This is a genomic window from Allobosea sp. P1_A7 (assembly GCF_056406775.1).
The window spans coordinates 1-12,437 of the sequence record NZ_JBFTZN010000169.1 but is presented as its reverse complement, the minus strand read 5'-3'; the positions used below and the strand labels follow the sequence as shown (position 1 = coordinate 12,437).

Sequence of the window (12,437 nt, the reverse complement as noted above, 5' to 3'; positions counted from 1 at the left end):
GCAAGACACTGGCCGACAGGCTTTCGAGCCTGCGCGACGCGCTTGACGATAAGAGCCTCTATTCGCCGGATGCCACGGCAGCCGGGCGAAGGGCGCTGCGCAACGAAGCGCTGGGACTGCTCGCCATCGGCGCCCCCGAGACCAGCGCGCGCCTCGCAGACACCCAGTTCGGCGCCGCCGACAACCTGACCGACCGGCTTGCGGCACTCGCCGCCATGACGCTGATCCCGGGGGAGGCTCGCGAAGCCCTGATCCGGCGCTTCGCAGAGCGCTATGCGGCTGAGCCGCTCGTGCTCGACAAATGGCTGATGGCGCAGGCTCTGATCGCCGAGCCCGGCACGCTCGGCCGCGTCAAGGACCTGATGCGGCACCCGACCTTCTCGCTCGGCAACCCGAACCGCGTCCGCTCGCTCATCGGCGGGTTTGCCGCCAACCTGACGCAGTTCAACCGACCCGATGGCGCCGGCTATGATTTCGTGGCGGATATCGTGATCGCGCTCGATCGGACCAATCCCCAGATCGCCTCGCGCCTGCTCGGTTCCTTCAAGACCTGGCGCACGCTGGAGCCGGGCCGTCGCGGCCTCGCTCAGGCGGCCCTCACCATGGTGTCGCGCACCCCCAATCTGTCGCGGGACGTCGCCGATATCGCAGAGCGCGCACTCGCCTGAGAGGYGGGCGCGCACCGCCTGTCCAGTTCGTTAACGATTTATTACCCGCACAAGATTCATTCTATGAATTACTACAACCATAGGGCGAATTCTGAGCCCCTGATTCAACTCAAAGCTAGACAAACCGATTCGGTCGGATTCAACTGGCGGTGATTCGAGGGGATGCGGCACGTCTCCCGATCTTACTGACGGTACTGTTATCCGAAGGGGGAACGGGCATGGCGCGTGCGAACGCGACCTGCGCGGCAACGCGCGCAGGCACGATTCTGGGTGTCGCAAGATCGCTGACTCATCCGCTCTACCAGCGGTTTGAGAAGGCTGAGCCGACCTTTCGCAAAGTCATTCCTGCCCTCGTCCTCGGCTTTTTTGTCCTGTTCGGTGCCGGCGCCTATATCCAGACCTCCGCGATGCGTGACGATGCATTGTCGGATGCGATATCTGATCTCGACCTCGTTGCGTCACTGATCGCGCGAGAACTCGACATCGCGACAAAGATCGATGCGGCACCTGCAACTGTTCTTGCCGCACTTGCGACCAAGCACCTGTCCTCACATGGCCGCCTCGTCCATGTCAGCGATGCCAGCGGTCAGGTCATCGCCAGCGAGCCGGTGATTGGACAGGCCCGGCGCACGCTGGTCGATTTCCTTGGCCAGACCCAGCCGCTGACCGTGTTCGGCGACCGGGCCGGCGTCATGAAGATCGTCCTCCCAGGCGGCCTTGAGACCTTCGCGACCGTCCGCAACCTCGCCGCCCCGCTCGGCCAGGTTGCGGTCTTGCAACCCGCGTCGCGGGTGCTGTCGCTCTGGAATGAGCGCAGTCGCGCGCTCACCATCCTGTTCGGCTCGGCCGCGCTGGTCCTTTCTGCCCTTACCGTCGCCTTCCTGATGCAGTCGAAGCGCGCCCGCGCCGCCGACGAGGACTGCGACTGCGTGCGCGAACGTATCGATACCGCGCTCAACCGCGGCCATTGCGGCCTCTGGGACTGGGACCTCGCGCGCGGCCGCATCTACTGGTCGGACTCGATGTATGCGATGCTCGGCTATGACCGCGCCGGCGACTTCATGTCCTTTGGCGAAGTCAATGCCTTCATCCATCCGGCCGATGTCGATCTCTACGCGCTCGCCGACGCGATCAGCCGCGGCGAGGCCGACCATCTCGACCAGGAATTCCGGGTTCGCGACGTCAATGGCGGCTGGGTCTGGCTCAAGGCCCGCGCCGAGCTGGTCACCGACCGGCGCACCCATTCGCAGCACCTCGTCGGCATCGCAGTCGACATCTCCGAGCAACGCCGCATGGCCGAGCAAACCGCGACAGCCGATGCCCGCCTGCGCGATGCCGTCGAGGCCATCTCGGAAGCCTTCGTGCTCTGGGACGCGGATAATCGTCTCGTGCTCTGCAACGCCAAATACCAGCAGTTGCACCAGCTTTCCGCCGAAGCCGTCCACCGGGGCGTCAGCCACGAAGAGGTGATGAGCCTCAGCGCCCAGCCCAATATCGACCGCGAGCCGACCCGCCACTCCCGCGAGAACGGCACCTCCTACGAGGCGCGCCTCTCCGATGGCCGCTGGCTCCAGATCAACGGACGCCGCACGAAGGATGGCGGCTCGGTTTCGGTCGGCACCGACATCACCACGCTGAAGCAGCAGGAAGAGCGGCTCACCCAGTCCGAGCATGAACTCCTGATGCATGTCACCAATCTCAAGGCCTCACGCCAGAAGCTCGAGGCGCAGGCTCAGCAACTCGCCGATCTCGCCGAGCGCTATCTAGAGCAGAAGGCTGCCGCCGAAACCGCCAACCGCGCCAAGTCGGAATTCCTGGCGAATATGAGCCACGAGCTGCGCACGCCGCTCAACGCCATCATCGGCTTCTCCGAGATCATGGAGAACGGGATGTTCGGTGCCCTCGGCAGCGAACGCTATGTCGAGTATGTCCGCGACATCCGCACCAGCGGCGGCTATCTGCTCAGCGTGATCAACGACATCCTCGACATGTCGCGGCTGGAATCCGGCAAGCGCCGGCTGGAAGCCTCCGATGTCGCGGTCGACCTCGTCGTGGCCGAGGCAGTGCATGAGGCCCAGGACCAGATCGCGCGCAAGGACCTCACCCTGACCGTCGAGGGGGCCAAGAACCTGCACCTCGTCGCCGATCCGCATGCGCTCTACCAGATTCTCCAGAACCTGCTCGACAACGCGATCAAGTTCACCCCCACCGGCGGGCGCGTCGCCATCCGCACGCGGCAGGTGCCGGACGCGCTCAACATCTATGTCGAGGATACCGGCATCGGCATCCCGAAGGAGAAGATCGACCGTATCGGCCGGCCCTTCGAGCAGGTCGAGGGCGAGCTCATCCGCAGCCATGGCGGCTCCGGCCTCGGTCTCGCCATCGCCCGGTCCCTGACGGAGCTCCATGGCGGCTCGCTGCGCCTGCGCTCGACCAGCGGCGCCGGCACGATCGTGATGGTGCATCTGCCCCTGAACGGGGGCGCCGGGCGGATCAACGCCCAGGCTGCGTAAGGCTCCCTCAGCCCTGACGGGCTGCGCCCAGCACCCGCTTGAAGATTCCGCGCACGGCGCTCCGCGTTTCGTCCAGTTCTGCGCGCAGCACCTTGGCATCCGGCCGGCCAACGGCCGTCGCGATCCGGCGCAGCACACGCTCCGGCACCGCCTTCGGATCGAAGGCCTCCTCAACGGTGAAGCGCTGCCAGAGCTGCACGTCGCCAATCAGACGGTGCGCCTCCACGAGAACCGAGGCATGCGGTTGGGCCAGCAGCCCGGCTTCGCGCGCAGCGACGAAGACCGACGCGGTATCGCGTGCCAGAAGCCCGGGATGAGCGCTGGCGTGAGCCAGGATCAGGAACTGCGCCAGGAAATCCAGATCCGTCAGCCCACCCGCAGCAAGCTTGAGATCCCATGGATCGCTTTCACCCTTCTCCCTGGCGATCAGCGCCCGCATATCGGCAACCGCCGCAGCGACTTTGGCCGGCTCGCGCCTGCGGCCCAGGATGGCCGCGATCGCCGCTTCAGTGCGGCGCGCAAGCCCAGCATCGCCGGTGATGACGCGGGCACGCGTCAGCGCCATCTCCTCCCAGATCTCGGCTTCGCCGCCGTGATAGGCCTCGAAGCCGGCGAACTGGGTTGCGGCCGGGCTCTTGTTGCCGGAGGGCCGCAGCCGCATGTCGACCTGGTAGAGCGTGCCACGCCGCGTCGGCACCGTCAGGGCCGCAACGAGGCGCTGCGTGAACCGGATATGCCAGGTCACCGGATCGAGCGATTTGCGCCCGGTGCTGGCCTCAGATGCAGCCGGCCGGTCATAGAGCAGGATCAGGTCGAGATCGGAGGACGGCGTCAGCTCGCCCGCCCCGAGCCGGCCGAGCCCGAGGACCACCGTCTCCGCCCCCTCGACCACGCCATGGTCTTCTGCGAAAGCCGTCTTGGTGTCGTCGAAGGCGACGCACAGGCAGGCATCGGCCACCGCGCAATAGGCCTGACCGGCCTGTTGGGCGGCATAGACGCCCGAAAGCAGCCGCGCCCCGACGAGGAAGTTCTCCTGCCGGGCCGCGTCGCGCAGTCGATCGAGCCCGTCCTCCACGCTGGGCGGCGGCGTCCCGACAGCGGCGCGAATGCGCCGCGCGACCGCCTCGCCATCGAGCACGGATGAGGTGAAGGCCGGGTCGATGACTCCGTCGAGCACATGCGGGTGCAGGGCGGCGACCTTGGCCAGGCGGGGGGCGCTGCCAAGAATCTCGGCGAAGATCGTCAAGAGCGAGCCGTGCGAACGCAGCAGGGTCAGCAGTTCGACAGCCGCCGGCATCCGAACGAAGGCGTTGTCGAGATGGGCGAGTGCACCATCGGGATCGGCCGTGCGGCCCAGCGCCACGAGCAGCGCCGGCGTCAGCTCGGTCAACACCTCACGGGCGCGCGCACTGGTGACGGCAGCACGGCGGCCGAAATGCCAACCRCGCACGGTCTCCGCCACGGTTTTTGGGGCGCGAAAGCCGAGCTTGCCCAGCGTTTCCAACGTATCGGGATCAAGCTCGGTGCCGGTGAAGCTCAATGTGCCTGCCTCGCTCGCCAGGCTCGGACCTTCTTCGAACAGCAGCCCATAATGGCCTTCGACGCGCTTGGCATGAGCCGTCAGCGCCTTGCCGAAAGCGGCCGTCGAGGGATAGCCGCAGAAACGGGCAAAGGCCTCGAGATCGGCCTTCTGCGTCGGCAGCGTCTGCGTCTGCTCGTCATTGCGCATCTGCAGCCGGTGCTCGATCGTGCGCAGGAAGCGATAGGATTCGCCGAGCTCGTCGCGCGCCTGGGGCGTGATCCAGCCTTCGCGGGTCAGTTCGGCCAGCATGTCGAGGGTCCGCGCACCGCGCAAAGCCGGACGCCTGCCGCCGAAGACGAGCTGCTGTGTCTGCACGAAGAACTCGATCTCGCGGATGCCGCCGCGCCCGAGCTTCACGTTATGGCCGGCGACCGCAACGGTCTCGTGGCCCTTCACCGTCTGAATCTGGCGCTTCATCGCATGGATGTCGGCGATCGCGGCGAAGTCGAAATATTTGCGCCAGATGAAGGGGGCGAGATCGCGGATGAAGCGGTGGCCGAGTTCGAGGTCGCCCGCCACGGGGCGCGCCTTGATCATCGCCGCCCGTTCCCAGTTCTGACCGACGGTCTCATAGTAGGAATAGGCGGTCGGCAGCGCGACGGCGACATGCGTCGAGCCGGGATCGGGCCGCAGCCTGAGATCGACGCGGAAGACGTAACCGTCCGGGGTCCGCTCCTGGATGATCCGGGCGACCTGTTGCGTCAGCTTGACGAAGAAGCTCGACGGCTCGGCGACGCCCGCGGCCTCGGCCGCTTCGGGATCGAAGAAGACGACGATATCGATGTCGGAGGAGTAATTCAGCTCGCCGGCGCCGTGCTTGCCCAGCGCGAGCACGACGAGGCCTGAGCCCGGGCCTGGATTGGCTGGATCGGCCAGGGTAATCCGCCCGAGGTCGGCCGCCTGCCGCAATGCATGCGCAACCGCCAGCCGCACCGCCATGTCGGCGGTCGCGGTCAAGGCGGCCGTCACCGTCTCGACATCCCAGAGGCCGCCGATATCGGCGAGCGCCACGAGCAGCGCCATGGCCTGGCGAAAGCGCCGCAAGCCCCGCATCAGTTCGCCGGTCTCGCATTCGGCGGCGGCACCCAGAGCTTGGATATCACCGAGCAGGGCGTCCCGCCGCGCTTCCGGCTGCAAGGTCAGGGAGGCGAGCAGCCCTTCGGGATCAAGCCGCATGACCTGCGCGAGAAAAGGCGAATGCGCCAGCAGACCAGCGACGAGTTCGGTCGAACGCGGATAGTCCGCGAAATGGGCGGCGAGAGCCTGGGCGGCCTTCTCGTCCCGCAGGCGATCGATCAGGTCATGCGCGATGAGCGCATCGGCCTTGGCCCGCGCCGGCAGGACGGGCGCGCTCGAAACTCTCTCGCAAAGCTGCCCGTCCATTGCATAACCCCGCCGATCAAGCCGACTGGAGGCCAGCAGGGTTCGCCTGCGCTGTCGAGGCGGGAAACGCTCCTTCCCCGGCTGTTTCCACAGGCTTGGGCGGAGCTTCCGGCAACAGCATGACAACGCGCAGGCCCGGCGCATTGTCCTCGAGCCTGATCTGGCCGCCATGGAGCCGGACGACGCCGGCCGCGAGCGAGAGGCCGAGCCCGAAGCCGGGCTTGCTGCGGCTCTGATCCAGCCTGACGAAGCGCTCGAGAACGCGACCGCGGTCGGCCTCGGGAATACCTGGCCCATTATCGGTCACGGAGAGCTCGATCTGTTGCCCGACCACCCCGGCGGCAACGCGCACGATGGGGGCGGCCTCCCCGGTCGGCTTGCCATATTTCAGGGCATTGTCGATCAGGTTGGCGAGCGCCTGTCCGATCAGCTCGCGATTGCCCAATACGCGCAGGTCAGGCGTAACCTCGGTGACGATCTCAAGACCCGCCTCTTCCGCCAAGGGTTCGTAGAGCTCGGCGAGCCCCGAAACGACCTCCGAGAGATCCAATTCGGCCATGCTGTCATTGATCCGCCCCGTTTCCAGCCGCGCGATCATCAGCAGCGCATTGAAGACGCGGATCAGATTGTCGGCCTCGTCGATGGAGGCATCCAGTGCGCCGCGGAGTTCGTCCGGCGACTGGGCGGTCCGGAGCGCCTCCTCGGCCCGATTGCGCAGACGTGTCAGCGGCGTCTTGAGATCATGCGCGATATTGTCGGAGACCTCCTGCATGCCAGACATCAACTCGCCGATCCGGTCGAGCATGGCATTGAGATTGAGCGCCAGCCGATCCAGCTCGTCGCCGGTACCGGAGATCGCGAGCCGTCCCTTGAGATCCCCCGCCATGATGGTCTGGGCGGTATCGGTCATGTCGTCGATGCGCTTGAGCACGCGCCGCGCCACAAACCAGCTCGCGAAGCAGCCCAGCACGAAGACGAGCAGAAGCGACCAGCCGGCCGCCCGCCGGATCACCACGCCCAGCCGGTCCCGTTCCTCGAGATCCCGGCCGACGAGCAGCCTGAAGCCGGCCGGAAGCACGAAGACCCGGACGATGGCGCGGCTCGGCGAGTCGAGCGCGTCGCTGCTGCGGGAATATTCGATCTCGCTCTCACCCGGCAGGTCGAGAGCGCCCGGCTGCAGTGCCTCGACATTTCCGGCCAGACGCTCGCCGACCGGCGTCGTCACGAGATAAAGCGAAGCGCCCGGCGCGCGCGAGCGCCGCTCGATGATATTGACGAGGCGCCTGATGCCACCCAGGCGCTGCTGCTCGGCGAGCCCCTGGATCTCGGCGTCGATCGTCGATCGGATCTGGTCATCCAGCAGCCGCTTGGCATTCCAGGCGACATAGCCGAGCACAAACCCGGCGAAGAGCGCGAAGATGACGAGATAAATCGCGGTCAGCTTGAAGGCGGTGGTGCGGAACAGGTTCGGCAGGAAGCGCTGCTTCCTCTTCGGAGCCTGAGACGCACCGGAGCCCGGCGAGACGATGTCAGCGGGTCGTGTCACGAACCATGTATCCCGCGCCGCGAATGGTGTGGATCATCGGATGCTCGAAGCCCTTGTCGACCTTCGAACGCAACCGCGAGACATGCACGTCGATGACGTTGGTCTGCGGATCGAAATGATAGTCCCAGACATTTTCGAGCAGCATCGTGCGCGTCACGACCTGCCCGGCATGCTTCATCAAATACTCGAGCAGGCGGAATTCGCGTGGCTGCAGCGGTATCTCGCTGTCGCCGCGCGTGACCCGGTGGGCCAGCCGGTCGAGCACGAGATCGCCGACGCGATAGGTCGTCGGCTCCGAGGCCGGCGCCGCACGCCGCCGCGACAGCACCTCGACGCGCGCCAGCAGCTCGGAGAAGGCATAAGGTTTCGGCAGATAGTCGTCGCCGCCGGCACGCAAGCCCTTGACGCGGTCATCGACCTGCGCGAGCGCCGACAGGATCAGCGCCGGCGTCGCATCGTTCTGCTCCCTGAGCGAACGGATCAGCGACAGGCCATCGAGGCGCGGCAGCATGCGATCGACCACCAGAACGTCATAGCCGCCCCCCTCCGCCATCGCATAGCCCTGCAGGCCGTCGGCGGCATGATCGGCAACATGCCCAGCCTCGCGAAAGGCCTTGACGAGATAGGCCGCCGCTTCGGCGTCGTCTTCAACGATAAGGAGTCGCATGACGGCAGGTTACCTCAGGAAACTGAAAAACGGCAGGCCGGATGAATACATCCGGCCTGCCGCGTTAAGGCTGGTTTACCTGGCAGGGGCGACTGAAGGCCAGGAAGCCTGCCCAACCTTGTTTAGGCGGCCGGCTGACGGCCGACCTCGAAGCTGACCTCGCGCTCCTTGCCGTCGCGCCACACGGTCAGGGTCGTCTTGGTACCCGGTGCGAAGACCGCGATCTTCTTGGAGAGATCGCGGGCGTCGGCGACCTTGTCGCCATTGACGGCGATGATCGTGTCACCACGCTTGATGCCTGCCTTGGCGGCGGGACCATTGGCCTGCGCCTCGGCGATCAGGGCGCCATGCGGCTCCTTGAGGCCGATCGCATCGGCGACTTCGGCGGTGACCGGCTGGATCTGGACGCCGATGAAGCCACGGGCCACGGAGCCATCCTTCTTCAGCGAGGCGACGACGCTGTCGACCGTGGCAGCGGGAACGGCAAAGGCGATGCCGACATTGCCGCCCGACGGCGAGTAGATCGCGGTGTTCACGCCGACGACCTCACCCTTCTGGTTGAAGGTCGGGCCACCCGAGTTGCCGCGGTTCACGGCCGCATCGATCTGCAGGAAGTCGTCATAGGGACCAGAGCCGATGTCGCGCCCCTGGGCCGAGACGATGCCCGCGGTCACGGTGCCGCCGAGGCCGAAGGGGTTGCCGACAGCCAGCACCCAGTCGCCGATGCGCGGCTTCGTCTTGGCGAGCTGGACGAAGGGGTAGTTGCCCTCCTCGGTGACCTTCAGCAAGGCGATATCGGTCCGCGGATCGGTGCCGATGACCTTGGCCGCAAGCGTCTTGCCGGAATCGGTGACGAGCTGGACCTCGGTCGCGTTCTGAACGACGTGGTTATTGGTCACGACATAGCCGTCCTGGCTGACGAAGAAGCCCGAACCCTGCGACATGCCCTGACGCGGCTGCGGCTTGCCCTGACGCGGGCCCTGGCCCTGGCCCTGACCCTCTTCACCGAAACGGCGGAGGAAGCGCTCGAGCGGGTGGCCGGGCGGCAGACCTTCGATGCCGCTCTCGCCATCCTCGGCGGAGGCGGCAGCGACGCTGGTCTTGACGCGAACGGAAACGACAGCCGGCTTCACGTGATCGACCATGTCCGCAAAGGACGGGAGCTGGGTCTGGACGCCGGAGAGCTGGATCGGCTGGGCAAAGGCGCTGTGATTCTGCATGAGAGCGCCATCCGCGAGACCAGCGGCAAGACCGATGCCCAGCGTGGCCGCACCGGCGATCAAGGCGCCGCGCTTGAGGATGGACTTGRAAGTGGTAGGGGTCGTCATGGTTTTACCTCTGCGACTGACGGCAGGGGCATTCCCTGCTTGGTGTCGTGACCATGACGGGTGGCGCCTTACCCCGTTTTCGCGCCGAGATGACGTTTTTGTAAGGTTGAGCGGACGGCGCCCCCCAGTGCGCTTGACGATTGAGACGGCGCTCCTGTCTCATGGGGGACGATGACTTTGCCGGACTGGCCTTGACGATGCGCGTTCTCACATTCGCGGCGATTGCCGCCCTCGCACTGGGCAGCAGTGCCGCTCCTCGCAAACCATCACGGCCTACCAAACCGGTTTGCGGCTCGCCCAGAAGCGCGGCTACGCGAACGCGGAATGCTACGCGCAGGTGTTTGCACGGCATGCCGTCGTGGTCGAGAAAGCCAGCGGAAACCGAGGTTGGTTTGCTCCCTCGACACCGGCCTACAATGCCGAGCTCCGCCGCCGCTGCGGCGTCGACCGGCTGGCCGATCTCGCGGCCCGCAAGCCCGCCCGCATCGCAGGCCGCAACACCTATGCGGGGCCCCAAACCCAGGGCGGAGCCTACCTTGCGGGCACGAAGATCGCGGCTCAGCGCGGATATTCAGGAGACAAGGTGGCCTGCTTTGCCCGGGTCTTCGCCGAGCACGCGACGTTCAGGCCATCGCCGATCCGTACCGGCTTTGTGGATTGGAGCGCCAACCTGGGCCCTGCCATAACGGGCGAGATGCAGAGTCAGTGCGGCATCTCCATCTGACCTGAGCGTCGGTGTTTGCGGCGGATTTCCCGAAGAGTGTAATCCGCCCTTCGGGCCGATGCTTTAGTTGCCGTCCCGCCTGATCAGCGCGTCAACCCGTGCCTGTTCGTCGTCGCTCAGGGGTTTCGTCTGCTGCCCGGCCGACGTCCGCATCAGCCGGCTTCTCCGGCCGAGATAGGCAAGGCCGAAGGCAAGGATCAGGAACGGCGCGACCCACAGCGCAATGGTGCGGATATTGAGGGGAGGACTGAGCAGGACGAAATTGCCGTAACGTGCGACGACGAAATCGCGCACGGCCTCATCCGTATCTCCGGCCACCAGCCGCTCGCGCACGAGGATGCGCAGGTCGCGGGCAAGTGGCGCGTCGGAATCGTCGATCGACTGGTTCTGGCAGACGAGGCAGCGCAGGCCGCCGGAAATCTGGCGCGCCCGCTGCTCGAGCGTGGCGTTCGGCAGGACCTCGTCCGGCTGCACCGCCCTGACCGGGCTGGCGCAGAGCAGGCCGAGCATCAGCAAGGCAAGGACGCGACGCATGCGTTCACTCCGCCGGCTGGATGACGGCGCGCGTCGCGGCACGCCGCGGCACGGCGAGACGGAAGCGCCGGTCGGTCAGCGACAACGCTCCGCCGAAAGCCATGACGACGGCACCGATCCAGATCAGCAGGATGAGCGGCTTGTCATAGACCCTGACCGCGATTCCGCCGCCCTGCGGCTCGCCAAGGCTGACATAGACCTGGCTGAGGCCGTCGGTCCGAATGCCGGCCTCCGTCGTCGGCATGGCGCGGGCGGTATAGACCCGCTTCATCGCCTCGACGGGTTTCAGCTGTCTGTCGCCGGCAGAAACGCGGAAGCGCGCCACATCCTCGGTAAAGTTGGGGCCCTTGCGCGGCGTGACCGTCTCCAGGACCACGGTATAGCGGCCGCTGGTCAGGCTCTCGCCCGGCTTCAGCACGCCGATCCCCTCCGCGCTCCATGCGGCAGCCGCGATACCGATCACGCTGAGGCCGACGCCGGCATGGGCGAAGGCCGTACCCCAGGCCGAACGCGGCAGGCCGATTGCGCGCGACAGCATCGCCGAGGCGCCGCTCGCCCGCCGCACCACGCGCTCGCCGATATCCCAGGCCGCACCTGCGATGAGGAAGACGCCAAGCCCGATACCAAGCGGCGCCAGGACGGGGCCGCCACGCATGACCGCAACGACCGCAAGCCCGGAGACGATTGCGAGCACGAGAGCAGCCGACATGCGCTGCGCCGCACCAAGCAGATCACCGCGCTTCCAGGCCAGCGTCTGGCCGATCGGCAGCAGCAGCAGCAGAGGCACGACCACGGGTACGAAGGTGGCGTTGAAGAACGGGGGGCCGACGGAAATCTTGTCGCCCGTCAGCATCTCCAGCACCAGCGGATAGAGCGTACCGATGAAGACGGTCGCGCAGGCGGTCGCGATGAAGAGATTGTTCACGACCAGCGCGCCCTCCCGCGAGATCGGGGCGAAGAGGCCGCCCTGCCGCAGCAGCGGCGCGCGCCAGGCGAAGAGCGCCAGCGAGCCGCCGACGAAGAAGACCAGGATCGCAAGGATGAAGAGGCCGCGCCCGGGATCGCTGGCGAAGGAATGCACCGAGGTCAGGACGCCGGAGCGAACGATGAAGGTACCGAGCAGCGAGAGCGAGAAGGTCAGGATCGCGAGCAGGMTCGTCCAGACCTTCAGCGCATCGCGCTTCTCCATCACCACGGTGGAGTGAATCAGCGCGGTGCCGGCCAGCCAGGGCATCAGCGAGGCATTCTCGACCGGGTCCCAGAACCACCAGCCGCCCCAGCCAAGCTCGTAATAGGCCCAGTAGGATCCCATCGCGATGCCGAGCGTCAGGAAGACCCAGGCCAGCAGCGTCCACGGCCTGACAGCGCGCGCCCAGACAGCATCGATGCGCCCGTCGATCAAGGCGGCGACGGCGAAGGCATAGGTGATGGAGAAGCCGACATAGCCGACATAGAGCAGCGGCGGGTGGATCGCGAGGCCGAGATCCTGAAG

The 12,437-nt window shown here is 66.5% G+C and carries 9 protein-coding genes; 3 read left to right on the top strand and 6 right to left on the bottom strand.

Annotation, left to right across the window (positions count from 1 at the left end; genetic code table 11):
• A partial coding sequence (locus tag AC1D34_RS24690; RefSeq protein WP_476825615.1) for an aminopeptidase N C-terminal domain-containing protein occupies positions 1 to 668 on the top strand: 668 nt, incomplete at its 5' end.
• 218 nt (positions 669 to 886) lie between these two features.
• Positions 887 to 3,181 (top strand): PAS domain-containing sensor histidine kinase, encoded by a 2,295-nt coding sequence (locus AC1D34_RS24685; RefSeq protein ID WP_441489150.1) that lies wholly within the window; start codon positions 887 to 889, stop codon positions 3,179 to 3,181.
• A 7-nt stretch (positions 3,182 to 3,188) separates the two neighbouring features.
• Here AC1D34_RS24685 and AC1D34_RS24680 read toward each other — a convergent pair whose 3' ends face one another.
• The 4 genes from AC1D34_RS24680 to AC1D34_RS24665 all read right to left on the bottom strand — a co-directional run bounded on the left by AC1D34_RS24680 (position 3,189) and on the right by AC1D34_RS24665 (position 9,687).
• Positions 3,189 to 6,146, bottom strand: coding sequence for a bifunctional [glutamine synthetase] adenylyltransferase/[glutamine synthetase]-adenylyl-L-tyrosine phosphorylase (locus tag AC1D34_RS24680; protein ID WP_441489149.1), 2,958 nt, complete (start codon positions 6,144 to 6,146; stop codon positions 3,189 to 3,191).
• A 16-nt stretch (positions 6,147 to 6,162) separates the two neighbouring features.
• The gene (locus tag AC1D34_RS24675) at positions 6,163 to 7,620 is read right to left on the bottom strand and encodes a HAMP domain-containing sensor histidine kinase (RefSeq protein WP_476825616.1); all 1,458 of its coding nucleotides are present in this window, start codon (positions 7,618 to 7,620) and stop codon (positions 6,163 to 6,165) included.
• 55 nt (positions 7,621 to 7,675) lie between these two features.
• Positions 7,676 to 8,359, bottom strand: a complete 684-nt coding sequence (locus tag AC1D34_RS24670; RefSeq protein WP_043241143.1) for a response regulator transcription factor — start codon at positions 8,357 to 8,359, stop codon at positions 7,676 to 7,678.
• 122 nt (positions 8,360 to 8,481) lie between these two features.
• Complete coding sequence (locus tag AC1D34_RS24665; protein ID WP_476825614.1) at positions 8,482 to 9,687, bottom strand: S1C family serine protease; 1,206 nt, start codon at positions 9,685 to 9,687, stop codon at positions 8,482 to 8,484.
• A 286-nt stretch (positions 9,688 to 9,973) separates the two neighbouring features.
• Here AC1D34_RS24665 and AC1D34_RS24660 point away from each other — a divergent pair, with 286 nt between their 5' ends.
• Entirely contained in the window at positions 9,974 to 10,411 is a 438-nt protein-coding gene (locus tag AC1D34_RS24660; RefSeq protein ID WP_476825613.1) for a hypothetical protein, read from the top strand.
• A 63-nt stretch (positions 10,412 to 10,474) separates the two neighbouring features.
• Here the strand turns inward: AC1D34_RS24660 and AC1D34_RS24655 are convergent, their stop codons facing one another.
• Both AC1D34_RS24655 and AC1D34_RS24650 read right to left on the bottom strand, forming a co-directional pair.
• Complete coding sequence (locus AC1D34_RS24655) at positions 10,475 to 10,945, bottom strand: cytochrome c-type biogenesis protein (protein ID WP_441489146.1); 471 nt, start codon at positions 10,943 to 10,945, stop codon at positions 10,475 to 10,477.
• Between the two features lie 4 nt (positions 10,946 to 10,949).
• A partial coding sequence (locus tag AC1D34_RS24650) for a heme lyase CcmF/NrfE family subunit (protein WP_476825612.1) occupies positions 10,950 to 12,437 on the bottom strand: 1,488 nt, incomplete at its 5' end.

What these genes read in the sequence shown, in the direction of transcription:
- AC1D34_RS24685 (WP_441489150.1), top strand. Translation starts at nt 887, where the DNA reads ATGGCGCGTGCGAACGCGACCTGCGCGGCAACGCGCGCAGGCACGATT.
- AC1D34_RS24670 (WP_043241143.1), bottom strand. Translation starts at nt 8,359, where the DNA reads ATGCGACTCCTTATCGTTGAAGACGACGCCGAAGCGGCGGCCTATCTC.
- AC1D34_RS24655 (WP_441489146.1), bottom strand. Translation starts at nt 10,945, where the DNA reads ATGCGTCGCGTCCTTGCCTTGCTGATGCTCGGCCTGCTCTGCGCCAGC.